This is a genomic window from Bacillus sp. UNC322MFChir4.1 (assembly GCF_000746135.1).
GTDB lineage: Bacteria > Bacillota > Bacilli > Bacillales > Bacillaceae_G > Bacillus_A.
On sequence record NZ_JQKQ01000014.1, the window covers coordinates 12,993 to 36,260 of the forward strand.

The following is a 23,268-nucleotide window of genomic DNA, read 5'->3' on the forward strand; positions in this document are numbered from 1 at the left end:
TTTCTTCTTACTCTTACTATAGAAAAAACGAGGGAAAGTAACGAGTGATTTCCCTTACAAAACGGTTTGTTATCTTACAATTTTGTCATTTTCCGCATCATTTGATGATATCCTTTATCTTTTGAAAATTGGAACGTAAATGTTGTTCCTTCCGTCTCTATTGATTGTACAGAAATCCCATGGCTAAGATGATCACAAATTTGCTTTGTAATGTATAACCCCATCCCTGTTGCTTCTCTCGTTTTCCGTCCATTGACACCTGTAAAAAACGGTTCAAAAATTCGCTTTATATCTTGCTTCGGAATCCCTATTCCATTATCACGAATATGTAATGTAATAACATTCTCTGTTTCTTCTATTTGAAATATAATTTCTTTTTTCTCTTTCTCTGTAATCCTTGTATACTTCAAGGCATTCATCACAATTTGATTCATTGCAATACTAAGCCATTTTTGATCCGAAGCTACCATGTACTGTTCTTTCTCAAATAGAACCTTCGGATATACAGCATACTGAATGAATGTTTTTTTATGTTGATTAATACTGTCACGAACAATATCTACCACATTGACTTCTTCTATTTTATAATCTTTTCCGAACTGTTCGAGTCGTGCCATATGAAGCGCTAAATCTAATCCCTGTAATATACGATTATTTTCTTCACGAATACTTTCAATCGTATCTCTTGCTTCGCGGTGCGTTTGTCCAAGTTTTTGCAGCAATAGTTCAATGACAGATACAGGCGTTTTCATTTGGTGAATCCATTGGTTCATAAAGATCGTTTGTTGTTCTCCTTTCGCCTGTTGTTCATGCATTTCATTCATATATTGTTGCCTTAAGAGCGAAAAAGCTTCCACAATTACTTCTTGTTCGTATGAATAGGACGAACTGACAGATAAAGAATGATGTAACTCCTGTCCCTCTGCAATATAATGTTCTACCTTTTGTAAAAAAGCTCGTCGTTTCTGGTAATCATGCATCAGAAAAATAGCAAACACGACGACTGATAATAAAAATCCATATAGCCATGTACTCCAATTTATAGATTGTTTCTGTAAAAAAGCTTGCAGCTGTAAGACAAGACCGAATAGGATCATACTCATTATGTAAGAAATAAGTAAGGCGATGCGGTCCATCACATATTTTTTAAGATTCATGTTCGTTCACCCAATTCGTTAAGAGCGCATATCCATAGCTCCGCTTCGTAACAATGGCATCTTTAATTCCTATATCTTCTAACTTTTTACGGACACGCTTTACATTTACAGTTAATGTATTATCATCAACAAAAGCAATCTCATCCCATAATGCTTCTAACAACTCTTCTCTCGTTACATATTGATCCGCTTGCTTCATTAAGCATTCTAATAAATAGTATTCATTTTTTGTAAGCTCCACCTGCTTCCCTCGCCATTCTGCCATATGCTGCGCTGGAAATAAAAGCAACCCATTCACACCAAAGTAGTCACTTTCTGCCGCTGATGCATATTCACCATACACGCGGCGCAATGCACTTTTCACTTTTGCCATAACAATATCTAAATGAAACGGCTTTGTAATGTAATCATCACCACCATTTTCAATCGCCATTACTTGATCCATCTCTCCTGTACGTGCAGATACAAAAATAATCGGCGCATTGGAAACAGTACGAATTTGACGGCACCAATAGAACCCATCAAAATATGGTAGATTAATATCAAGTAAAACTAAATGCGGGCTCACTTTTGCAAATTCATCTTTTATATGCTGAAAATCTTGTACACGAAATGATTGATAACCGTATTTGTCAAGGTGCCCTTCTAAAATATCACCAATTTTCAAGTCGTCTTCTACAATCATTATTTTATACATATCATTCTCACTCCCTTTTAAAAAGTGCATGTAAATGCCGTTTCTATCTGTCCTACATCTACCCTTTTCCATTATAATGGCAAATTCCAATTTGAGGAGATTTTTTTATTTACGTACAAAAAAAGACTGCCGAAATTCGGCAGTCCTTAATCGATAAATTCAAATTCATATTCAAGAATTTTTACAATATCGCCGTCTTTTGCACCGCGCGCACGTAGTGCTTCATCAATGCCCATACCGCGCATTTGACGAGCGAATCTGCGAACAGACTCATCACGACTGAAGTCCGTCATCTTGAATGTTTTCTCAATATCATAACCAGTAATGGCAAATGTACCATCGCTTTCACGTGTAATTTCAAATTTAGAGCCTTCACCCTCAAATTTGTACATTACACTTGCTTCAGATTCATCTACAACTTCGTGTATTGGGAATTCTGGTGTTGTTTCGATAAGATTTGCTACTTCAAATAGTAAATCACGAACACCTTGACGCGTTACTGCAGAAATTGGGAAGATTTTCACTTCATCGCCCACTTTTTCTTTGAACGCTTGTAAATTTTCTTCTGCGTCTGGCATATCCATTTTGTTTGCAACAACAACTTGTGGACGCTCTGTTAAACGCAGATTATATTCTGTTAATTCATTATTGATTGTTACATAATCCTCATATGGATCGCGTCCTTCTAAACCAGACATATCAATCACATGAATGATAACGCGTGTACGCTCAATATGGCGTAAAAATTGATGTCCAAGCCCAACACCTGCATGTGCCCCTTCAATCAATCCTGGAAGGTCTGCCATAACAAAGCTGCGACCATCACCTGTTTCAACTACTCCAAGGTTTGGAACAATTGTTGTGAAGTGATATTCAGCAATTTTTGGACGTGCTGATGATACAACAGATAATAATGTTGATTTACCGACACTTGGGAATCCAACAAGACCTACATCAGCTAACACTTTCAATTCTAGTACAACTTCACGTTCTTGACCTGGTTCACCGTTCTCAGCAATTTCTGGAGCTGGATTCGTTGGCGTCGCAAAACGTGAGTTACCACGACCACCACGGCCACCTTTTGCGATAACTGCTGATTGCTCATGCGTTACTAAATCCGCAAGAATTTGACCAGTAGCTACATCTTTTACAACTGTTCCCGGTGGAACCTTTACAATTAAATCATCCGCTTTACGGCCATGTTGGTTTTTACTCATTCCATGTTGACCGCGATCCGCTTTAAAATGACGCTGATAGCGGAAATCCATTAATGTACGTAATCCTTCGTCTACTACGAAAACAACATCGGCACCTTTACCACCGTCACCGCCTGCTGGGCCACCTTTTGGAACATATTTCTCACGACGATACGCAACCATTCCGTTACCGCCATCGCCGCCTTTTACATATATCTTGACCTGATCTACAAACATTATCTCACCACACTTTTTTCTAGTAGTTGTAATATAACCGAGATTTCTTCATCTCGCACTGTATAAGAAATGGAAAACCATTTATTGTGTTGATAAGCAAGCCACTCTTGTATCTCTTGTACATTTGTTAGCTTGCCACGAAAATCAAAAAAGAAACGAGCATCTTCACATTCAACTGTGATACAAACATAATTTTCAACATAAACGTCTAAACTATGCTCAAGCATTTGGAAAAATTGAGCCGTCCATACAGATACTCTTTCATCTAGATGCGATAAGTTATGTACTTCTCCTAATACTTCATACTCCAATAAGCACGGATGCTGTTTCCAATTATATGTTAAAATCCATTCTGAAAACTTAGGCATAGAAAGCCCAATCAGATTTGATTCTTGTCTCGCTTCTTGGACAAAACGATCGATGAGTCCATGAATCTCTTCCACTCTTCCAAGTGAAAGATTTCCTTTAATCATTTGCATACGATTAAGCCAATCATGTCTTGAATGACGCAACGCATCTATAATTGTCCATTTTTCTTCCATCCATATACCCCTTTAATATAGAAAAACCCTAACCTGCACTCAGGTTAGAGTTTTCCGTGAGTTTCTTATGCTTCTTGAGCAACAGGATATACGCTCACTTGTTTGCGGTCACGGCCAAGACGCTCGAAGCGTACTACGCCGTCAACTTTCGCGTATAATGTGTCATCGCCACCACGACCAACGTTAACACCTGGATAAATTTTTGTACCGCGTTGACGGTAAAGAATTGAACCACCTGAAACCATTTGACCATCTGCGCGTTTAGCACCAAGACGTTTTGACTGAGAGTCACGACCGTTCTTTGTACTACCCACACCTTTCTTAGATGCGAAAAACTGAAGATCTAATCTTAACATACGTTACACCTCCTGCACTTTTTCTATTAAACGGATATACTTTCCGTAATCAAGTTCGATCGTTTTAAGCGAAACAACCATGCCCTCTAATAGGAAACATGCTTTTTCCTTTGTAGAATTATCTAGATCACTAGGCAATTCATACATTAAGAATCCACCATCTGTTCCAAGTTCAATGGTTGCTTGCACATTACAAAGTGATTCCACTGCATTTATAGCACCAAACACAACCGCTGTCGTTCCAGCGCAGACAAGATCTTGTCCATGCGGAGCGAAGTTCGCATGCCCGGTCATTTTAAATGATTGGATACTTCCTAATTTCGTGCGGTTAATCGTAATTTTAATCATGACAACCCAAATTAAGCGTTGATTGCTTCAATCACTAATTTTGTGTATGGTTGACGGTGACCTTGTTTTTTACGATTGTTCTTTTTCGCTTTGTATTTGAAAACGATGATTTTCTTAGCGCGACCTTGTTTTTCAACTTTCGCAGTAACTGTTGCACCTTCTACAACTGGGCTACCAACTTTCACGTTTTCGCCACCAACGAAAAGAACTTTGTCAAAAGTAACAGTTTCACCAGCTTCTACATCTAATTTTTCAACGTAGATCTCTTGACCAGCTTCAACTTTAATTTGTTTTCCACCTGTTTCGATAATTGCGTACATAATTGCACCTCCTCATAATTACTAAGACTCGCCAAAACGAGGTAGACATACAATGTCTTTTAGGAACCTGTCCTGCGCGGTTGTAGCATATAGCCATTTAGGTGCTATAAACTATAACATAGAGATGTTATCATGAAACATAGCCTATTGTCAATGAATCTTCTACTAACTATTTTTTTCGCGCGCCTATCTCTTCATTCGTTCCAAAGCGTTGAATCGTATAACGTGCTGCTTCATCATCAATAAAATAAACTTGAAAAGATATATTACGCTGCAGTTCTTTCTCAAAAAAGATTTGCTGCACATTCGGATGAGCAGCGATTAAAACAGCTTCGTCATCTGTTCCATTATAAGCAATTAATTCTCTCTCTAGCTCATATGCTGCCGTTTCATGCGATAATACATAACCCGTGCCAAGGCAAATTTTGCAATCCGTTAACAACATATCACGGAGCGATTGTTTTTTTCGCTTTCTTGTTATTTCTAAAATACCAAGCTCTGTAAATCCTAATACTCTCGTATAAGTATGGTCTTTTTCTAAGTGTAGCTTTACAATTTCTCTTATTTTTTCTTTTTCCTCGCGGCGCTTCATATTTATAAAATCAATTAAAATCATCCCGCCAATGTCACGAAGTCGCAACTGCCGTGCAATTTCTTTTGCCGCCATTTCATTTGTGCGCAGTACTGTATCTTGTAAATTTTGTTTCCCGGTAAATTTACCAGTGTTTACATCAATTACCGTCATCGTTTCCATTTGTTCAATGAGTAAATACGCTCCGTTTGGAAGCCACACTACTTTTTTCAGTGCTTTTTCAATTTCACGATCAATTCCATAGCGAGCAAATAACGGCGTCTTTTCATGAAAGAACGTAACTTTTTCTGCACCTATTTTTTCTTCTAATTCTTGTATCATACTGCGCTGATCTACAATTACTTGTGAAATCGTCTCTACTGGTATTTCTTGAAGAATTCGATCTAAAAAGCTAGAAGGAGAATAAACGAGAAGCGGAACCTTTCCTCGTTGTTCTTGTTTTTTTACAAGTTCAAATTGAGATTGGAGACGGTGCATCTCCGCTTGTACTTCTTGTGTTTGTACTTTTTCACACGCAGAACGGAAAATAAATCCTCCTGTTTTTTCTAGTGCCAAAAGCTGTTCTCTTTTTTTCTCATCTTTTATTTTCCGGGAAACGGCAAAAACCGTGTCATAAGGCATATATACAACATATTTCCCGGTGAATTCTATATTTGCTGTTATTTTTGGCCCTTTCGTATCAATCGCCTCTTTCACAACTTGTACGAGAAGCGCTTGCCCTTCGTGTAATCGCATAGATGATGGCACGTTTTCATAGGACAAATAAGCATGCTTTTCCAAACCAATATTGACAAAAGCAGCGTTCATCCCTGCGATTGTTCGCATGACGCGACCAATATATATATTTCCAACAATTTGTGCTTGTTCATTTCGTTGCCATAACAGTTCTACAATTTCTTTCTCTTCTTCAACAGCAACTCGTTTTTCCGAACCGGTGTAATTTATGTATAACGTCTTCAAAGTCTTTTTCCTCTCTTTTATCCTTTTTTTATACAATATAAAAGGTTAGTGTTACCGTCAACACTAACCAATTAACTCTTCTACAGATGATGTTGTTCTTTTTTCTGTAAAATATGCGTAAAGCAATTCATTTTCATCTAGCGTGTATTGATTTTTATGATCTCCATATATGATAATTGAATGCTTATATCCCCTTCGAAATTGTGTGAAAATGTGATACAAACTCGTTTCCTTTTGAACTGTAATTGCTTTAACCTTGGCAATTTCTCGTTTTTTTCCGTAATATCGCTCGAGCAAAAAACGCATAAATGCATAGCGACGTTGTTTCCACTCTTGAAATAAAGAAAATGCTAAAAAAAGAAGTAACGCCCACATCATTGCATTCTTTCCATTCCAAAAGAATTGTAGCCCTAATACAACGCTAAGACAAACAATTGAAATTCTCATCATCATATTGTGCGCTTGTAGAAATGGAAAACGATGCGATAATATGTTTAGTACAAGTTTCCCTCCATCGAGAGGCCAAATTGGTAATAAGTTAAAAAATAGAATCATCATATTGTTCCACAGAAAAAAATTGTAAAAGTTTTCTCCCATCCAGCCTGCCATGTACAATACATAAGCGACTGCTATCATCCATATATGTTGAGCAGGGCCTGCTATAATGACAATCGTTTCTTCTTTTAACGGCTTATTCCCGTGCTCATCAAGCTCAGCTACCCCGCCAAATGGCAAGAGCTGAATTCGTTTAATTCGCCATTTAAAATGAGCGGCTGCTATCGCATGACCTAATTCATGAATAAAGACAATGAAAAATAAAATAAAAACCTCTGTAAAACGAGCTGTAAAGACCGCAATTGCTATAACTCCCCAAAATAACGGATGAATCGTAATCTTTGAAAAAACCTCACTATATTTAGTCAAATGAAATCACCTGAATTGGATCAATAAATTTTTCATTCTTTTTAAACGCAAAATAAAATTTTCCATTTGCGACAGTTCCAACTTTTTGCTTTTTCGCTACATAATCATATAACTTAACTGATGTTTCTCCTAAATTTCCATACCAAGATTCCGTACCATCTGCATGCTGGATTTCAACTATATTTCCAAACTCCTCTTTTTGACCAATCGAGACAACAATGCCCTCATTAACTGATTCCACAACGGCATTTGCGGCTGTTTGTACAAATACACCTTGTCCGTTTGCTTGAAAATTTTGCATTATTTTTCCCGAGGCAGGAACAGCGTAATCCTTTTCTTTCTGCGCAATTTTCTTTTCACTAGAAGGTAAAAAAGATAATGGTTTTCCAAACTTTGATTCATACCATTTCGAAACAGTTGCAAATTGAAATTCTTCTTTCATCACTTGTTTCACAACTGTACGTGGTTCCTCAAAAGAATTTGTTGAGTTTTTAAATAGGATAGCCACAACAAGAACAAGAATAGCGGATAGTAACAACTTAAAAAGAAATATTTCCTTTCGGAAGAGAGGATGTATTTCTTCTCCTTCTTCAACAAGAAGCTGTGTATATTCTTGTTCTTCAAACGAAAACAATTCATCTTCTCTATCTTGCTGCGTTTTTCTCTTAGCAATCCTTTTTTTAATTTCTTCTACTCGTTTATTTCTCATCCTGACCCCTTCCTCTTTCCATCAGTTTGTACATATGTATGAGTTGTCCTAGAAAGATATTCATGGGAATACTTTTCTTCTAGAAGGTCATGGAGCATACTAGTAGCTATCGCCTAAACAAAAAAGCACTCCGCATATTTGCGAAGCGCTCTTAACGTATTCCGAAGAATTTTTTCATTTTCGTTAATACTGATTCTTTTCCGTTCTCAAACTGTTGCAATGGCACATTTTCACCAAGCAAACGTCTTGCAATATTTCGATAAGCAATCGATGCTTTTCCACTCGGTTGCAACGCTACAGGCTCTCCTGTATTTGTTGCTCGAATCACCGCATCATCATCTTCTACGACCCCAAGCAGTTCAATTGACAAGGTACGTACAATTTCATCTACATCCAACATATCCTGTTCATGTAGCATATGACTACGCACGCGATTGATAATTAACTTCGGTGGCTCGATATCTTCTTTTTCCAATAATCCGATAATCCGATCAGCGTCACGCATTGAAGATACTTCTGGTGTTGTCACAACGATCGCTTTATCAGCACCTGCCACAGCGTTTTTAAAACCCTGTTCAATACCAGCTGGGCAATCAATTAATATGTAATCATAGTCTTGACGTAGTTGCTGTATCAATTCTTCCATTTGTTCAGGTGTTACTGCTGATTTATCACTCGTTTGTGCTGCAGGTAATAAATAGAGTTCATCAAAGCGCTTATCTCTAATAAGAGCTTGAGGTAAACGACAACGCCCTTCAACAACATCAACGAGATCATATACAATACGGTTTTCCAGCCCCATTACTACGTCTAAATTTCTCAAACCGATATCTGTATCAATCAAACATATTTTTTTCCCGGATAACGCCAAGGATGTACCAATATTTGCAGACGTTGTAGTCTTACCTACTCCGCCTTTTCCAGATGTAATAACTATTGCCTCTCCCACAGCTATACAATTCCCCTTTCTAACCTTGTTAAATTAGGTCTAAGATGAGTGAGAAGTTGAATGCGATCGACAACAATGTGATTGTTCTCATTAATGTAGGCACATTCTGCCCCTTCCGCCCCGTCTTCTTTCTCCTCAGGAGCGCGCGTTGCCACGTCGCTAATCCGAAGCTGCATTGGATTCATTACAGAGGCTGCAACAACAGCTTCTGTATCCCCATAATATCCAGCATGTGCAATTCCTCGTAATGTTCCAATAATAAAAATATTTCCTCCGGCGATAACTGTACCGCCTGGATTCACATCTCCAATCAATAATAAATCGCCTTTTACATGCAATATTTGACCTGAGCGAACAATTTTTGAAACAGAAACAATTTCTGTTTCTTCTTTCCATGTTAACGCTTGCTCTTTCGTTACAACATCACTTTCAATAGAATCTACAACTAAATTCTTTTTATTACGAATTAGCGTGCGCAACTCTTCTTGTTGCACTTCTGTTACATAACGATTCCCAACTTTGACCTGTACTTCAATTACAGAGCGTCCATCACCCTCGTAGTAATGGGTTGAAAGCTTTTCGTCAAGTTCTTGCAGCAATTCACGAAATGAACAGGAATCATCCAGATGTAACGCTAAGCCATCCTTCGTTCCTTTTATAGTCACATTTTGTTGCTTTTTTTCTGTCACCAATGCTCACCCCACCGAATTTAATTCGACATAAAATCAGAAAATCCTTTTTTCCTTTTCTTCCATAGCGTCTGAAAGACGTAAAAGATATCGTTGCAGTGGGAAGCAAAACAGTAGTAAAAAAATTCCGTTCAACAACAGCGTTGGAAGAAGACGATCCGTGAAAAAGATATGCGGTGGCATATGAACACGACCAATTAACGTCAAAAATCCATACACATAATACTCTAGCGCAGCAATGCTCGCCAATACAATAAAGAACACGATAAAAAGGTTCACTTGTAAAATGCGCATTGCCTGATAGACAAGATACACTAAAATTGGATAAGCAAATATATACACACCAACTAATTCTGTATGTACAATATCAAACAAAAATCCAAATAATAGCCCATAGTATATACCATGTACAGAATTAAAGTAAATTGCAATAAAGCATAAAACAATCATTAAAAAATGCGGTGCTACAATTGTATTCTTCCAGAAAAGACTCGTTGGAACAATAGTAGAAAACATATTCTCGAGTACAAATACGAAAAGAAGTAGAAGAGGAAGAATTGCTTTTTTTAAAATCTCCATCTCTTCCCCCTCCTATTTCCCTAAATCTACTGTCGACATATTCCGTTTAGCAACCATAACATTGCTAACATCACTTAAATCTGCCGCTGGCTTAATATAAGCTGTTTGTGTTAATCCATACTCATCCGCTGTTACCTCTACGATTTGTCCAATAACCAATCCATCTGGGAACACACCGCCAAGACCAGAAGTTACAACTGTTTGATCCTTCTCTACTTTCACACCAGATGGGATTTTTGTGAAAACAAGTTGCTGCTTCTCTTTATCGTACCCTTCGATTAATCCGAAAACATTACTATCTCCTCGGACAACAGCTGAAATACGATTTGTTCGGTTTAATGAGCTGATTAGCTCAACCGTTGAAGTAAATTGTGAAACGCTTTTTACTTTTCCAATTAAACCTTTTGATGTAATAACGGCCGCATCCTTTTGAATACCTTGTTGTGCACCTTTATCAATACCGATTAGGTCATTCCATTTATCTGGATTGCGCGCAATAACAGTTGCTTGAATCGGTTTAAAATCACTAAGTGTATCTTTTTTCCCAAGAATATCACGAAGTTCTTCATTTGTTTTTTCTAATTCTTTTACTTTTACAGACAGCTCTGCATACTTGTCCAATTTGGACTTTAATTCTTTATTTTCTTCATACGTGCGCTTTACATCTTCTACGTTCTCAAAGAATCCGGCAACATAATTCGCTGGCTTTTGAAATACACGTTCTACAACTCCTACGGTATCCTTTACAAACTGCTCTGGCCACGTTAGATTTTTCCGTTCTTTCAATGAGATTCCGATCAATGCTACGAGAAGAATAATACTAACTAATAAAACAATTAATCTTTTGTTTAAGAAAAACTGTGGCACGTTCACACCCTCTTAAATTCACTAAATTTTTATGCTGAAATAATGGATTTTATCGAGCATTTTTGAAAAGGTCGATATTGTCTAATGCTTTACCTGTTCCAATCGCTACGCAATCTAATGGATTTTCTGCAACAAGCACTGGCATATTTGTTTCTGCACTAATTACTTTATCTAAATTACGAAGCAACGCACCGCCGCCTGTTAAAACAATTCCGCGATCCATAATATCCGCTGCTAATTCTGGCGGAGTTTTTTCTAATGTATTTTTTACAGACTCAACAATTGCATCTACAGTATCTTTTAACGCTGATGCAATTTCCTCTGGACGAATCGATACCGTTTTTGGCAATCCAGTCACTAAATCACGACCACGAATATCCATTGGCTCGACACCTTCTGATTCGCCAGCAGAGCCGATTTCTAATTTTAATGCTTCTGCAGTTCGTTCCCCGATCATTAAATTGTAGTTCTTCTTAATGTATTGAATAATTGCATCATCCATTTCATCACCAGCAACACGAACAGATTGACTTGTTACAATACCACCAAGAGAGATAATAGCAACTTCTGTTGTACCACCACCGATATCTACAACCATACTTCCTGTTGGTTCCCAAACAGGTAAGTCCGCACCAATTGCAGCTGCAAATGGTTCTTCAATTGGGTACGCATCGCGTGCACCTGCTTGACGAGTTGCATCGATTACTGCACGTTTTTCAACTGCTGTAATACCAGATGGCACACATACCATTACGTAAGGCTTACGAGAGAAGAAGCCATTTGATTTCTGCGCTTGTTGAATATAATATTTCATCATCGTTGCTGTTGTTTCATAATCTGCGATAACACCGTCTTTCATCGGACGAAGTGCCACAACATTTCCAGGTGTACGACCAATCATTTGTTTTGCATCGTTACCAACTGCAACAATTTGCTTTGTGTCTGTTTGCAATGCCACAACAGATGGCTCGCGTACAACAACACCTTTCCCTTTCACGTATACAAGCGTATTCGCTGTTCCTAAGTCTATTCCAAGGTCACGAGTAAAACCACCAAATCCAAACATATTCTATATCTTCCTTTCTAATTTTAACAAAATTGCTCTTTTTTCTGTCAACATTATTATATTTATATAAAACATAACGTTTTTACATGTTATTTGTTATAGTGTAGACGAAAGCCTACAAAAAACTCATAACTCACATTATAAAACAAAACAAAGAAAAAAAATAGTCTTAAATATGACCTTTATCTTTTAAACTAATGAATTTATGGTCACCTATAATAAATAGTGATAGGTAAGAAACAACCTCAACATTACTCGTTAGGAGTTCTTTTCCCCCACTTCACACCGTACGTGAGATTTTCACCTCATACGGCGTTCCATCAATTCAATTATTTAAGTTAAGCTCAATTTTTCTCTAAAACCTAGAACTTTTTCCCAAGTAGCTTTTCCGACCATGGAATAATCTTTTGGACTGTGAATCATTGGATGGCAATGTTCGTGCATGGATGCAAGGTTAGGGACTCGATTTACTTCTTCTATAGGAAGTTTGGAGTTGATATGGTGTATGTGTATATCGTCCCCTTGAAGTATCTCTTTACATACTCGACATCTTCCTTTATCACGGTTAAAAGCATAGGCTCGATTCATAAAATATTCAAAGTTGTACAGTTTTTCCTTATGTCCAATTTTGATAATCTTAGACCAATTCAAGCTGAGAAGTTCATCCGCTCTTACTTTAACAGGCTTTTTGCTGGTTCGATTCATATAAATTTGTCTACCCAGTCCGGTGTATGGTGTTTCGGTAGGACTTTTATTTTTAGGTTTTTTCCACCTACAAAAATCTAGCCTTGTAACACCTATTTTCAATTCGTTATATTCAATCATTGGTATTTTGGTTTCGTACGTTTCATGGACTGACCGTAAATTGTTTACTTGTTTTGCGGATACTTTATAACCGCCATGCCTTCGATAGTTTTATTATATAACTCGTCCTGTTTATCTCTTAACTCTTGTTCTGATTTTAGATAGTTAGATTCTTGTTCCATTGCGATTCCTCCTTATTGGGAGAATGCAAGGTTTTAATCAGGTATGCTCAAACGGCTTCCCTAACAAATTGATTTAACTTATTAATTGAACTGACTATGCCCCTTCGCTCCATTCCCATTACAGAAACTTCGACACTACTACGGGCTGCTGTCCCATAGATTCAATTGTCATTTCCTCCAATTTAGATGCATTGAATTTAACTCCTCTTGTCATCATCTTCTATGGTTCCGCTGTTCCTTACGCTTTAGCTTTCCATTACCGTTTTAGCTGTCCTCTTTGACCCGTTAACCATCTTTTTGTCCGCTGTTGGTAGGACGCAAGACACTATTCCATTATTGGAGTAGTATAGATTTTGCAACCACAAATACAAAACCCACGATTAAACTTCTTTGACAGAAGCGAGAAACTTCATTTCGTTTCCCTTTACCTTTACGAGCCGTACATACGAGGATTCCTGGTGAGTCAGCATGACGGTCTTATAGCCTCCCGCTTACTTCACTAACCTCTTCTCAGGTCTGTTTTTCAACGCCTTTACCGAGCTTCGTACACAAATGTAGTTAACCATTTATGCACGTCGGAGTTTCAGAGCATCGTTACCAACATTTAACGATGAGTTGGGATTTCACCAACCTATTCAAGCGTAAAGTTCAAAGGTAAGTACCTTTGCCTAGTTTTATTGCCTATTTCTACGCAGATTGTCTAGGAACAACGCACACTATGATCGAGAATTTCAATGCCAATAATCTTCCCGCATTCTACAAGCCTTTTCGTGACTTCAATATCTTCTCGGCTTGGCGCGGGGTCGTAGGGTAGGGAGCGTGCGCCTTATTTAGTTACCCAAATAGGTCTCACAGTCCCCCCCTCAGAACCGTACGTACAGCTTTCACTGTATACGGCTCGCCAGTTGACTAATCGGAATTTGCTTCTCATGATGGTCATGATGGCATTTAAAGCATAGGACGATTGTTCTCCTTTGTCGTTCAATCATAACCTTATCCAAATACTTTAAATTTCGTTTCTTTTTCAAGTCCTTTAATTTTCGAACGTGATGAACTTCCATCTGACCTTCTGTTGCACCGCACGCTTCACATTTATTAGCTAACAAACGCTTTTCAAATTCTGTTCGCCCAGAATATTTCATTGTATTCACGTATGAGTCTATTTCTGGTGTATCAGCTTTAATCGCACCTTTATGTTTAGGCAGGTCTTTTAATTTCACAAACTGATGAAGTTTTTCATTGCCATGTTTATCTTTTCTTGCTAGGCAAAGTACTCCTTGTTTGTGTGTTCTCATGCTTGTAGCCACTTTCATCGAGGTGCTTCTACGTTTATTAGCTATGGTTTTAATAAAACTACTCTCTGCTAAATAAAACAACCTATCTAAATGATGGTAATTATTTGCTAGCTTGTAGTAGTTTGCAATTCCTCGTAGTTCAGCGTTATACGTGTGCAAAATTTCTAATTCCGAATTGTTTATTAATTTTGTCCGATGTACAATTTTGAAGTTATCTAGGTTTCCATATCCGTTTTTGACTGCAAATTCATTGATTTTCTTCTCTGGGATCTCTAACTTTATTGCACCTGAGAGTGTTCTTTTCTTCAATGGGTGTTTTTGATTCTTATACGCAATCCTTTTGACCTTTACTTCACTCCACCTGCGAAATTCGTAACCTAAGAAAGATATCGAATTTTCAAGATGTGTTATGAGCGTTTTTTCTTCACTAAGGTCAAGACGGAGTTCCTCTTTAAGAAAATGTTTAATCCTTTCCCTAACATTCCATGCACTTTGTTTAGTACCAGCTATCCCAATTACGAAGTCATCAGCGTAACGAACATATTTCATTCTTTGATAATCCTTGTCCATAGGGTCTATTGATGAAATTTTTATTTGCTTCGATTTAAGTTCTTGAATGTTGTTTACAAGGTCTACTCGCCCTGCCCACAATTCATGTCCGTTTCTTTCATCAAGTTTCTTAACCTTTCGTGAAAGGGTTCTGATATCCGAACGAATCGCAACGTATTCTTTATTTCTCGCCCTAATATTTCCTTTTTCAAAATTCTTCATTTGTTTTTCCATGAACAAATCAAACTCATGAAGATAAATGTTAGCTAATAAGGGAGAAATAATACCGCCTTGTGGTGTACCGCTGTATGTCTTATGGTAAATCCAATTTTCCATTACACCACAAGTAATTGCATTATGAACAAGGAGAAGGAAACGTCGGTCATTTATTTTCTTTGAGATAAGCTTTACTAGTACAGTATGGTCAATATGGTCAAAAAAACCTTTAATATCTCCTTCAATGCACCACGTTAACCCTTTCCACGTATTCTTGATTTGAGATAATGCTGTGTGACAGCTTCTCCCTTCTCTAAATCCGTGAGAGTTATCTGAGAATGTTGGTTCATAAACATTTTCTAAAATCATTCTCATTACTTCCTGTACCAACTTATCTTTAAAGTTAGGAACTCCTAAAGGTCTCTTTTTACCATTTGCTTTTGGAATATAAACTCTTCTTACAGGTGCAAAACGAAACATCCCATTCTTGAGTTGGCCAATGATTTCATCAATCTTTTGTAAGCTAAAACCATCGATTGTTTCTTCAGACGTTCCTTTTGTTAAATTCCCAGCATTCGGATATAGCTTTGCGTATGCTTTAATCCATAGTTCTCTTTTATACATGAGACGGTAACAATCCGTTATTGTTTTACCATTTTGAGAAGCTTTCCTTATAACGTCCAACTGATGAAATGGATTTGTTGCCATATTCATGACTCCTTTCTCATTGACGTTAACATCAACCTGTCCCCCTTCCCCCTGCTAAACTCATTACAAGCAAACGTTGGGTACTACGAGGACTCCGTTACCGTATGCAATTTTCATAGACCTATGTCTAATAGCCAACTGGCGCTCGCACTTAGGTAATCCCTGCATTATGACATAATTTTAGTTACGTGATGGTTAGGCATCCCTTTCGACGGTTTCCTCTAGTGGAGGATTGAAGGACAAACCTTACTATGGACAGGGCTCTGGCGATACCCAGCAGACATAGTGAAAATACATCCCCCATTTTGTCCTCATTGCCTGTTAACTATCGTAGACAACGGCGCACCCATCGCTCATTCGTCTAGGATTCAAGCAGTGTAGCTTTTACCATACATCACTTGGTCTGAAGAACTGACTCGACGTTAGATAGCTTTGTCGTATTTTCTCCTTTTCACATCATGCTCTGTTCCCTCTATGGGTTTCCCCTTAAGGTAAGATGCTGACCATAGAACGTTGTAAGGAGTTCTAGGTTACTAAGTAACCGCTAAAATTACACACCTTGCAGGCGCACGCCGGAAGGATGATTATGAAGGCAGATAATAGAAGCAGCAGCGCGGCGAAAAGCTTCCTTGAAGATCTCGCGCGGATGCACAATCGAGGCATTCAAACTTCCAATAAACACCGTCTGGCGATGTATCACTTGATTTTTCGTATTTAAATATAAGCATACAAAATGTTCCTGTTGTAAAAAGCGCATCTCTTCCATCATGTAACGTGCGCAATCTTCTGGATTACGAATGCTGTATCGATTTTGATACTCTAAACGCACCATTCTTCGTCCAAGTTCAAAAGCAGCAATAAGTTGGGATGCTTTTGCCACCCCAACGCCATGAATACTTGTCATCTCTTCAATTGTTGCATCTTTTAACATTCGTAATCCGTCAAAGTAATGCAAAATTCGATTTGCTAATGTTAAGACCGACTCCTCTTTTGAACCTGTTCGAAGTAATATAGCGAGAAGTTCTGTATTCGATAAGCTGCTTGCTCCTTCTAGCAATAAACGTTCCCGTGGTTGATCTTCTTTCACAACATCACGAATGCAGCTCATATTCGAGCCTCCTTTACATATTAAATTGTTTCAACTCGCGCACAACGCGTGCAATCGGCAAGCCAACAATCGCATAATAATCACCTTGTATATGCTGAACAAAAATTGCACCTTTTCCCTGTATTCCATAACTACCTGCTTTATCAAGCGGTTCTTTCGTTTGCACATATGCATGAATTTCTTCTTCGGTTAATTCCCAAAACGTTACTTCTGCACGCTCATAGAATGTCACTGTTTTCTCTTTTGAAATAAGAGCAACTCCTGTAAACACCTCATGAGTTTTTCCTGATAAGAACTTCAGCATTTCTTTCGCTTCTCTTTCGTCCTCTGGTTTTCCTAGAATACGCGACTCAAAAGTAACAATTGTGTCAGCACCAAGTACAACGCAATCTTCGTAATCCTTTGCTACAGCAGATGCTTTTTGCAACGCAAGTGACATTACGATATCATGCGGTGATGAATATGCTCCAATCGTTTCTTCTACATCGCTAACTACAACCTCAAATGGTATATCCACAAGCTCAAGTAATTCTTTACGTCTTGGTGAACCAGACGCTAATATAAGTTTTTTCATACGTTCTCCTTTCATTATTAAAATTAGCAGGAAGATACAGCATAACCATACTAAATGTATAGATTCTCCTCAAATTTTAAAAATATCATTTTTCCTTTAAAAAAATACAAAAGAAAGGAAAACCTTACTTTCCCTTTCTTCAGTACGAATAACAAATCGAAAAAAGCACCCACATGTTGATAGTGAAGTAAATCTCATCTATCATTTATTCATTTTAATTTTTCGACATATAAATCACTACTATGTCAAATACACCATGTGATCGCTACTTGCTTTTTCCTTTTGTTTTAAACCTTGCATGTAGCAAAAAAAGGCTCTGACCGCTTCTCTGCACGGCCAGATGCTCCGCCGAAAAAGAAAGAGGGCATTTGCATTTATATAATTATTATACGTTTTTGTTTTTTTGTGAAACTATTTTTTCATAAGAAAGAAGGCTATCTACTAACACTTGCTGTAATTTCATCATCGTTTCCATATCCTGTTTTCCCTCTTGTATTGTTTGCACAGCTACTGATGCATATGTAAACAACTTTTTTAGGTCATCCTGCTTTAGTGCTGCCTCTTCCTTTTTTATTACTTTCCATTCATTTTCAATCTGTTCTATATCTGTTTTACTTATTTTGTTCCCAGATTGCATCACAGCTGCTTGGTTCAATAACTTTCCATATAATGATTGTAACTTTTCCAAAAACGCCCCATATTCTTGATTCTGCTTTAAAAGTGCTTGATCTGTAATCTCCCATTTCTTTTTCACAACTGATATATCTTTTTGTTTATATTGCGTAATTAGCTGCATAACAGATTGTTCATCATGCGCCATTCCAAGAACGAGTAAATGTTTATCACCTGACTGCATAACTGCGCCAGGTACTCCATTTTCTTGTAACTCCTTTAATGATGCCTGTCCCTTTTCTTTCGAAGAAAAGACTCCGCCCTGTACAAAATAAATCGTCAGCGGTGCTAAAGCAGTTGGTGCTGTTTTCTCATTTGTCGCTTTTTTTGTTTCATTTTTCTCTGTAACAGTTGCTGCTGGGGCTGTCGTTTCATGAACAGTTTCTTTCCCTGTTAGTAAGTGCAACATTCCCATTCCAAACCCTGTCCCAATTACAATCGCTGTAGATACCGTGAGAATAAACTTATTACTCCATCCTTTTTTTCCTTTACGTATTGATGCTGCATGTTTTTGAAACGACACAACATTATTTGTCACCGTATTCTCTGGGAGCACCCAATCAAATTCTTCTTTTTTTGTTTCCTCTTCTTTCTTCTCTATATAATTTGCTTCCGTTCCATTCACTTTAACTGAAATTGGTCGCGACTGTTTGTCCATACCCCCACTCCTTACTTCTTATCATTGCCAGCATCGTATCATACTCGCTTCAAAAAAAAACGAGATACTTGTCAAAGCGGTTCGCCAAATTATCCTATATTGTTATCTTATATGTATGCTTACGTCTTTATTTGTAGAACAAAAAAACTAGACAGCTTATTTCTGTCTAGTTTTTTGAACCACATATTTACGAGCTTCTGATATAAAATAAAGAGAACCTGTTAATAGGAAAATATCATCTTCTTGTAAAGAATCCATTGCCCTACTAATCGCTTCCTGCCAATTTTCAAAAATATGTTTCGATTCTCGCTTTGAATGAGCAGCAAGAGCTTCAGCAGAGATAGCACGATCAAACTTAAACGTTGTAAAAATCATTTCATCCGCAATTGTTTCTAATTGTTCAACCATTTCATCCAGTTGCTTGTCCCCAAGTGCTGTAAATAAAATAATAATTCGTTTTTCACTGTAATGTGCACGAACAGTTTCTACAAGGCTATGTATACCTTCTGGATTGTGTGCCCCATCAATAATGACATGGGGGTGAGTAGAAAGTTGTTCAAAACGTCCAATCCAATATGCTTCCGCTAATCCTTTTCGAACATGCTCTTCATCAATTAAAAATGCTTGATATACGTTTAAGTATGACATTGCCATAAGTGCCAGCGCAGCATTTTGCACTTGATGCTGACCTTTCATGGAAATGAAAAGATCTTCATACGTACGGAATGGAGACGAGAATGTAAACCTTTCCCCTTCTTTCTCTGAAGAAAGATGTTCTACTTGAATTTGATTTCCTAGTTCATATAAGTTAGAACGTTTTTCGTTAGCAGTCGTACGGATGACTTCTAACGCTCCGTTTTGCTGTACCCCAGTTATAACAGGAACACCTGATTTTATAATTCCCGCCTTTTCAAATGCAATTGCTTCTAGCGTATCTCCTAAAATATGCATGTGATCACGGCCGATATTTGTAATAATTGTCAGTACAGGATGAATGACATTTGTTGAATCAAAGCGCCCTCCAAGACCTGTTTCAAATAACACGACATCACACGGATTTGTCTTTCCAAAATAATAAAGAGCCATAACGGTAATGATTTCAAATTCTGTCGTTTCGCCTAAATCTGTTTTATCTAACTTCTCCACAATAGGTTTAACTCTATTTACGAGATCGGTAATTTCTTGATCTGTAATTGGTGCACCATCAATACTAATCCGTTCATTAAACGTTTCAATATAAGGTGAAGTAAACGTTCCTACTTTATACTCTGCCGCCTGTAACATATAACGCATATATGTAAGAGTTGAACCTTTTCCATTTGTTCCTGCTAGATGAACACATTTTATGTGACGCTCGGGATTTCCGAGTTCCCCTAGCATCCATTTCATACGTTCTAACCCTGGTTTTATACCGAATTTTAAACGGCTATGAATCCAGCCGATTGCTTCTTCATATGTATGTATCACGTGTACCGTTCCCCTTTCCAATCAGCAAAAAAGATCTTGTCTCAGCTCTATTATACGCAAACAAAAGAGACCCACCAATACGGCGAGCCTCTTTCGAACAACTTTATTTTTGAAGATCAGCTAAACGCTGGCGAACTGCTTCGCGTTTTTCTAAATAATCTTGCTCTTTCGCGCGTTCTCCGTCAATAACTGCTGCTGGAGCTTTTGCTACAAAGCCTTGGTTTGCAAGCTTTTTCTGTACACGTTCTACTTCTTTATCGAACTTTTCAAGTTCTTTTTCAAGACGTGCTCTTTCTTCATCAAGGTTGATCAGATCAGCTAGTGGTAAGAATAGCTCTGCACCTGATACAATTGCCGTCATCGCTTTTTCTGGCGCTTGTAGATCCGTTTGAATTGTTAATTCACTTGGATTACAGAATCGCTCAATGTAAGAGCTATTTTTCGTAAGCTGCGCTAGTACTGCTTCGTCTTTTGCTTTAATTTGTAGTTGAACTTTTTTGCTCATTGGCGTATTTACTTCCGCACGAATGTTACGAACAGAGCGGATAATATCAACTAGAAGATGCATTTCTGCTGCTGCTTCTTTATCTTGTAAATCTTCGCGAACTGTTGGCCAAGCCGCTACTGTGATAGATTCACCTTCATGAGGTAAATGTTGCCAAATTTTCTCTGTTACAAATGGCATGAATGGGTGTAACAGGCGCATTGTTTGATCTAGTACGTATGCTAAAACAGAACGAGTTGTTTTCTTCGCTGCTTCATCTTCTCCGTATAATGGAATTTTCGCCATCTCAATGTACCAGTCACAGAAATCATCCCAAATGAAGTTATATAATGCACGGCCAACTTCACCTAGTTCATATTTATCCATGTTACGTGTTACACTTTCAATCGTTTCGTTTAAACGAGTTAAAATCCATTTATCTGCAACTGATTTTTCACCAGTTAAGTCGATATCTTCATATTTCATGTCATCCATGTTCATTAATACGAAACGAGATGCGTTCCAAATTTTATTGATGAAGTTCCAAGTAGATTCTACTTTCTCCATGCTAAAACGTAAATCTTGACCAGGCGCACTTCCTGTTGATAAGAAGAAGCGCATTGCGTCTGCACCGTACTTCTCAATAACTTCCATTGGGTCGATACCATTACCAAGAGATTTACTCATTTTACGTCCTTGCTCATCGCGAACAAGGCCGTGAATTAATACGTCTTTAAATGGACGCTCTCCTGTAAACTCTAAACCTTGGAAAATCATACGAGATACCCAGAAGAAGATGATGTCATAACCAGTTACAAGAGCGTCTGTTGAATAATAACGCTTGAAGTCCGCTGCATCTTCGTTTGGCCAGCCTAGTGTAGAGAATGGCCATAATGCTGAACTAAACCATGTATCAAGTACGTCATTATCTTGGTTCCAGTTTTCAATATCCGCTGGCGCTTCTTCACCTACGTATACTTCACCAGTTTCTTTATGATACCAAGCCGGGATGCGATGTCCCCACCATAATTGACGAGAAATACACCAGTCATGAATATTTTCCATCCAGCGTAAATATGTGTTCTCGAAACGATCAGGTACGAACGTTACTTTTTCTTCTTCTTTTTGTTGAAGTTCAATTGCCTTTTCTGCAAGTGGTGCCATTTTTACGAACCATTGCGTTGATAAATATGGCTCAACAACTGCTCCGCTGCGCTCACTATGACCAACAGAATGCATATGCGGTTCGATTTCTACTAATACACCTGCTTCTTGCAAGTCTTTTACTAATTGCTTACGGCATTCAAAGCGATCCATACCGTTATACTTACCAGCTTTTTCATTCATTGTTCCATTTTCGTTCATTACTAGAACGCGTGGTAAGTCGTGGCGGTTACCTACTTCAAAGTCGTTTGGATCATGAGCTGGTGTAATTTTTACAACCCCTGTTCCAAACTCTGGATCTACATAGTCGTCTGCGATAATTGGAATTTCACGGCCAACGATTGGAAGTGTAACTGTTTTTCCGATTAAATGTTTGTAACGATCATCTTCTGGATGAACTGCTACTGCTGTATCACCAAGCATTGTTTCCGGGCGAGTCGTTGCAAGGCGAATGTGACCAGAACCGTCTGTTAATGGATAGTTCATATGGTAGAATGCCCCTTGAACATCTTTATGAATTACTTCAATATCAGAAAGGGCAGTGCGCGCTGCTGGATCCCAGTTAATAATGTATTCTCCGCGATAAATTAAACCTTTTTCATATAATTGAACGAATACTTTATTAACTGCATCAGATAAACCTTCATCTAATGTAAAGCGCTCACGAGAGTAATCTAGTCCTAAACCAACTTTCCCCCATTGCTGACGAATGTGATTCGCGTATTCTTCTTTCCATTCCCACGCTTTTTCAAGGAATTTTTCACGACCAAGGTCATAACGAGAAATACCTTCTTCACGAAGTTTCCCTTCTACTTTCGCTTGCGTTGCAATACCTGCATGGTCCATACCAGGAAGCCATAATACATCATAGCCTTGCATACGCTTTGTACGCGTTAAAATATCTTGAAGCGTCGTATCCCAAGCATGACCTAAGTGCAGCTTACCAGTTACGTTCGGAGGCGGAATTACAATCGTGTATGGTTGTTTCTCTGCGTCTCCTTTTGCTTCGAAATATTTGCCTTCAAGCCACCATTTATAACGGCCTTCTTCTACGGATATATGATCGTATTTTGTTGGTAAATTCTTTTCCGTGTTTGACATATTTTTCCCTCCTTAAAATTAAAAAATGTCCCTCATCCAAAAAGGACGAGGGACATCGTGGTACCACCTTTATTTACAAACAAATTCAAAATTTGCTT

The 23,268-nt window shown here is 38.0% G+C and carries 21 protein-coding genes, 2 pseudogenes and 2 other annotated features (1 of these 25 cut by a window edge); all 23 genes and pseudogenes read right to left on the minus strand.

Annotated features, from left to right (window positions below):
* Nucleotides 1–74 precede the first annotated feature (74 nt).
* Entirely contained in the window at nucleotides 75–1,157 is a 1,083-nt protein-coding gene (locus tag BR72_RS07295; protein WP_035431512.1) for a sensor histidine kinase, read from the minus strand.
* Nucleotides 1,147–1,854 (minus strand): response regulator transcription factor, encoded by a 708-nt coding sequence (locus BR72_RS07300; protein ID WP_035431513.1) that lies wholly within the window; start codon nucleotides 1,852–1,854, stop codon nucleotides 1,147–1,149. The genes BR72_RS07295 and BR72_RS07300 overlap by 11 nt, the downstream gene beginning before the upstream one ends.
* Before the next feature lie 146 nt (nucleotides 1,855–2,000).
* Complete coding sequence (gene obgE / locus BR72_RS07305; protein ID WP_035431515.1) at nucleotides 2,001–3,287, minus strand: GTPase ObgE; 1,287 nt, start codon at nucleotides 3,285–3,287, stop codon at nucleotides 2,001–2,003.
* Complete coding sequence (locus tag BR72_RS07310; protein ID WP_035431517.1) at nucleotides 3,287–3,829, minus strand: sporulation initiation phosphotransferase B; 543 nt, start codon at nucleotides 3,827–3,829, stop codon at nucleotides 3,287–3,289. The genes obgE and BR72_RS07310 overlap by 1 nt, the downstream gene beginning before the upstream one ends.
* A gap of 65 nt (nucleotides 3,830–3,894) precedes the next feature.
* Nucleotides 3,895–4,185 carry a 50S ribosomal protein L27 gene (rpmA, locus tag BR72_RS07315; RefSeq protein ID WP_017150650.1) on the minus strand — a complete coding sequence of 97 codons (291 nt, stop codon included), beginning with the start codon at nucleotides 4,183–4,185 and terminating at the stop codon, nucleotides 3,895–3,897.
* A gap of 3 nt (nucleotides 4,186–4,188) precedes the next feature.
* The gene (locus BR72_RS07320) at nucleotides 4,189–4,533 is read right to left on the minus strand and encodes a ribosomal-processing cysteine protease Prp (RefSeq protein WP_035431519.1); all 345 of its coding nucleotides are present in this window, start codon (nucleotides 4,531–4,533) and stop codon (nucleotides 4,189–4,191) included.
* A gap of 11 nt (nucleotides 4,534–4,544) precedes the next feature.
* Nucleotides 4,545–4,853, minus strand: coding sequence for a 50S ribosomal protein L21 (gene rplU / locus BR72_RS07325; protein ID WP_035431521.1), 309 nt, complete (start codon nucleotides 4,851–4,853; stop codon nucleotides 4,545–4,547).
* Between the two features lie 14 nt (nucleotides 4,854–4,867).
* Nucleotides 4,868–4,945 (minus strand) — a sequence feature (ribosomal protein L21 leader region).
* Nucleotides 4,946–5,022: 77 nt separating this feature from the next.
* Nucleotides 5,023–6,405 (minus strand): Rne/Rng family ribonuclease, encoded by a 1,383-nt coding sequence (locus BR72_RS07330; protein ID WP_035431522.1) that lies wholly within the window; start codon nucleotides 6,403–6,405, stop codon nucleotides 5,023–5,025.
* A gap of 63 nt (nucleotides 6,406–6,468) precedes the next feature.
* Nucleotides 6,469–7,329 (minus strand): M50 family metallopeptidase, encoded by an 861-nt coding sequence (locus tag BR72_RS07335; protein ID WP_035431524.1) that lies wholly within the window; start codon nucleotides 7,327–7,329, stop codon nucleotides 6,469–6,471.
* Nucleotides 7,322–8,038 carry a M23 family metallopeptidase gene (locus BR72_RS07340; protein ID WP_035431526.1) on the minus strand — a complete coding sequence of 239 codons (717 nt, stop codon included), beginning with the start codon at nucleotides 8,036–8,038 and terminating at the stop codon, nucleotides 7,322–7,324. The genes BR72_RS07335 and BR72_RS07340 overlap by 8 nt, the downstream gene beginning before the upstream one ends.
* A gap of 151 nt (nucleotides 8,039–8,189) precedes the next feature.
* Nucleotides 8,190–8,987, minus strand: coding sequence for a septum site-determining protein MinD (minD, locus tag BR72_RS07345; protein WP_035431528.1), 798 nt, complete (start codon nucleotides 8,985–8,987; stop codon nucleotides 8,190–8,192).
* Between the two features lie 2 nt (nucleotides 8,988–8,989).
* Nucleotides 8,990–9,676, minus strand: a complete 687-nt coding sequence (gene minC, locus BR72_RS07350; RefSeq protein WP_035431530.1) for a septum site-determining protein MinC — start codon at nucleotides 9,674–9,676, stop codon at nucleotides 8,990–8,992.
* A 36-nt stretch (nucleotides 9,677–9,712) separates the two neighbouring features.
* On the minus strand, nucleotides 9,713–10,255 hold the full coding sequence (mreD, locus tag BR72_RS07355) for a rod shape-determining protein MreD (protein WP_035431532.1): 543 nt from the start codon (nucleotides 10,253–10,255) through the stop codon (nucleotides 9,713–9,715).
* 12 nt (nucleotides 10,256–10,267) lie between these two features.
* Nucleotides 10,268–11,122: a rod shape-determining protein MreC gene (gene mreC / locus BR72_RS07360; RefSeq protein WP_035431534.1), complete on the minus strand. Its 855-nt coding sequence runs from the start codon at nucleotides 11,120–11,122 to the stop codon at nucleotides 10,268–10,270.
* 49 nt (nucleotides 11,123–11,171) lie between these two features.
* The gene (gene mreB, locus BR72_RS07365; RefSeq protein WP_035431536.1) at nucleotides 11,172–12,188 is read right to left on the minus strand and encodes a cell shape-determining protein MreB; all 1,017 of its coding nucleotides are present in this window, start codon (nucleotides 12,186–12,188) and stop codon (nucleotides 11,172–11,174) included.
* A gap of 333 nt (nucleotides 12,189–12,521) precedes the next feature.
* Nucleotides 12,522–13,013 (minus strand): HNH endonuclease, encoded by a 492-nt coding sequence (locus BR72_RS07370; RefSeq protein WP_035431538.1) that lies wholly within the window; start codon nucleotides 13,011–13,013, stop codon nucleotides 12,522–12,524.
* Between the two features lie 861 nt (nucleotides 13,014–13,874).
* Nucleotides 13,875–13,979: pseudogene (locus BR72_RS25400) on the minus strand (JAB domain-containing protein); the annotation flags it as partial.
* A 79-nt stretch (nucleotides 13,980–14,058) separates the two neighbouring features.
* Nucleotides 14,059–15,942 carry a reverse transcriptase/maturase family protein gene (locus tag BR72_RS07375; RefSeq protein WP_035431541.1) on the minus strand — a complete coding sequence of 628 codons (1,884 nt, stop codon included), beginning with the start codon at nucleotides 15,940–15,942 and terminating at the stop codon, nucleotides 14,059–14,061.
* 571 nt (nucleotides 15,943–16,513) lie between these two features.
* A pseudogene (radC, locus tag BR72_RS07380) lies at nucleotides 16,514–17,050 on the minus strand (RadC family protein); the annotation flags it as partial.
* Nucleotides 17,051–17,063: 13 nt separating this feature from the next.
* Nucleotides 17,064–17,624: a Maf family protein gene (locus BR72_RS07385; RefSeq protein WP_035431545.1), complete on the minus strand. Its 561-nt coding sequence runs from the start codon at nucleotides 17,622–17,624 to the stop codon at nucleotides 17,064–17,066.
* Nucleotides 17,625–18,009: 385 nt separating this feature from the next.
* Nucleotides 18,010–18,954: a hypothetical protein gene (locus BR72_RS07390; protein WP_035431548.1), complete on the minus strand. Its 945-nt coding sequence runs from the start codon at nucleotides 18,952–18,954 to the stop codon at nucleotides 18,010–18,012.
* 156 nt (nucleotides 18,955–19,110) lie between these two features.
* Nucleotides 19,111–20,421: a bifunctional folylpolyglutamate synthase/dihydrofolate synthase gene (locus BR72_RS07395; protein ID WP_035431551.1), complete on the minus strand. Its 1,311-nt coding sequence runs from the start codon at nucleotides 20,419–20,421 to the stop codon at nucleotides 19,111–19,113.
* 103 nt (nucleotides 20,422–20,524) lie between these two features.
* A complete protein-coding gene (locus BR72_RS07400; protein ID WP_035431553.1) occupies nucleotides 20,525–23,170 on the minus strand; it encodes a valine--tRNA ligase in 2,646 nt (881 codons plus the stop codon).
* Nucleotides 23,171–23,208: 38 nt separating this feature from the next.
* Nucleotides 23,209–23,268: a binding site (T-box leader), on the minus strand; it runs 172 nt beyond the window's last position.

Bases quoted from the DNA above. Each gene is read 5' to 3' on its own strand.
- BR72_RS07295 (WP_035431512.1), bottom strand. From the start codon at position 1,157: ATGAATCTTAAAAAATATGTGATGGACCGCATCGCCTTACTTATTTCT.
- BR72_RS07300 (WP_035431513.1), bottom strand. From the start codon at position 1,854: ATGTATAAAATAATGATTGTAGAAGACGACTTGAAAATTGGTGATATT.
- obgE (WP_035431515.1), bottom strand. From the start codon at position 3,287: ATGTTTGTAGATCAGGTCAAGATATATGTAAAAGGCGGCGATGGCGGT.
- BR72_RS07310 (WP_035431517.1), bottom strand. From the start codon at position 3,829: ATGGAAGAAAAATGGACAATTATAGATGCGTTGCGTCATTCAAGACAT.
- rpmA (WP_017150650.1), bottom strand. From the start codon at position 4,185: ATGTTAAGATTAGATCTTCAGTTTTTCGCATCTAAGAAAGGTGTGGGT.
- BR72_RS07320 (WP_035431519.1), bottom strand. From the start codon at position 4,533: ATGATTAAAATTACGATTAACCGCACGAAATTAGGAAGTATCCAATCA.
- rplU (WP_035431521.1), bottom strand. From the start codon at position 4,853: ATGTACGCAATTATCGAAACAGGTGGAAAACAAATTAAAGTTGAAGCT.
- BR72_RS07340 (WP_035431526.1), bottom strand. From the start codon at position 8,038: ATGAGAAATAAACGAGTAGAAGAAATTAAAAAAAGGATTGCTAAGAGA.
- mreD (WP_035431532.1), bottom strand. From the start codon at position 10,255: ATGGAGATTTTAAAAAAAGCAATTCTTCCTCTTCTACTTCTTTTCGTA.
- mreB (WP_035431536.1), bottom strand. From the start codon at position 12,188: ATGTTTGGATTTGGTGGTTTTACTCGTGACCTTGGAATAGACTTAGGA.
- BR72_RS07370 (WP_035431538.1), bottom strand. From the start codon at position 13,013: ATGATTGAATATAACGAATTGAAAATAGGTGTTACAAGGCTAGATTTT.
- BR72_RS07375 (WP_035431541.1), bottom strand. From the start codon at position 15,942: ATGGCAACAAATCCATTTCATCAGTTGGACGTTATAAGGAAAGCTTCT.
- BR72_RS07385 (WP_035431545.1), bottom strand. From the start codon at position 17,624: ATGAAAAAACTTATATTAGCGTCTGGTTCACCAAGACGTAAAGAATTA.
- BR72_RS07390 (WP_035431548.1), bottom strand. From the start codon at position 18,954: ATGGACAAACAGTCGCGACCAATTTCAGTTAAAGTGAATGGAACGGAA.
- BR72_RS07400 (WP_035431553.1), bottom strand. From the start codon at position 23,170: ATGTCAAACACGGAAAAGAATTTACCAACAAAATACGATCATATATCC.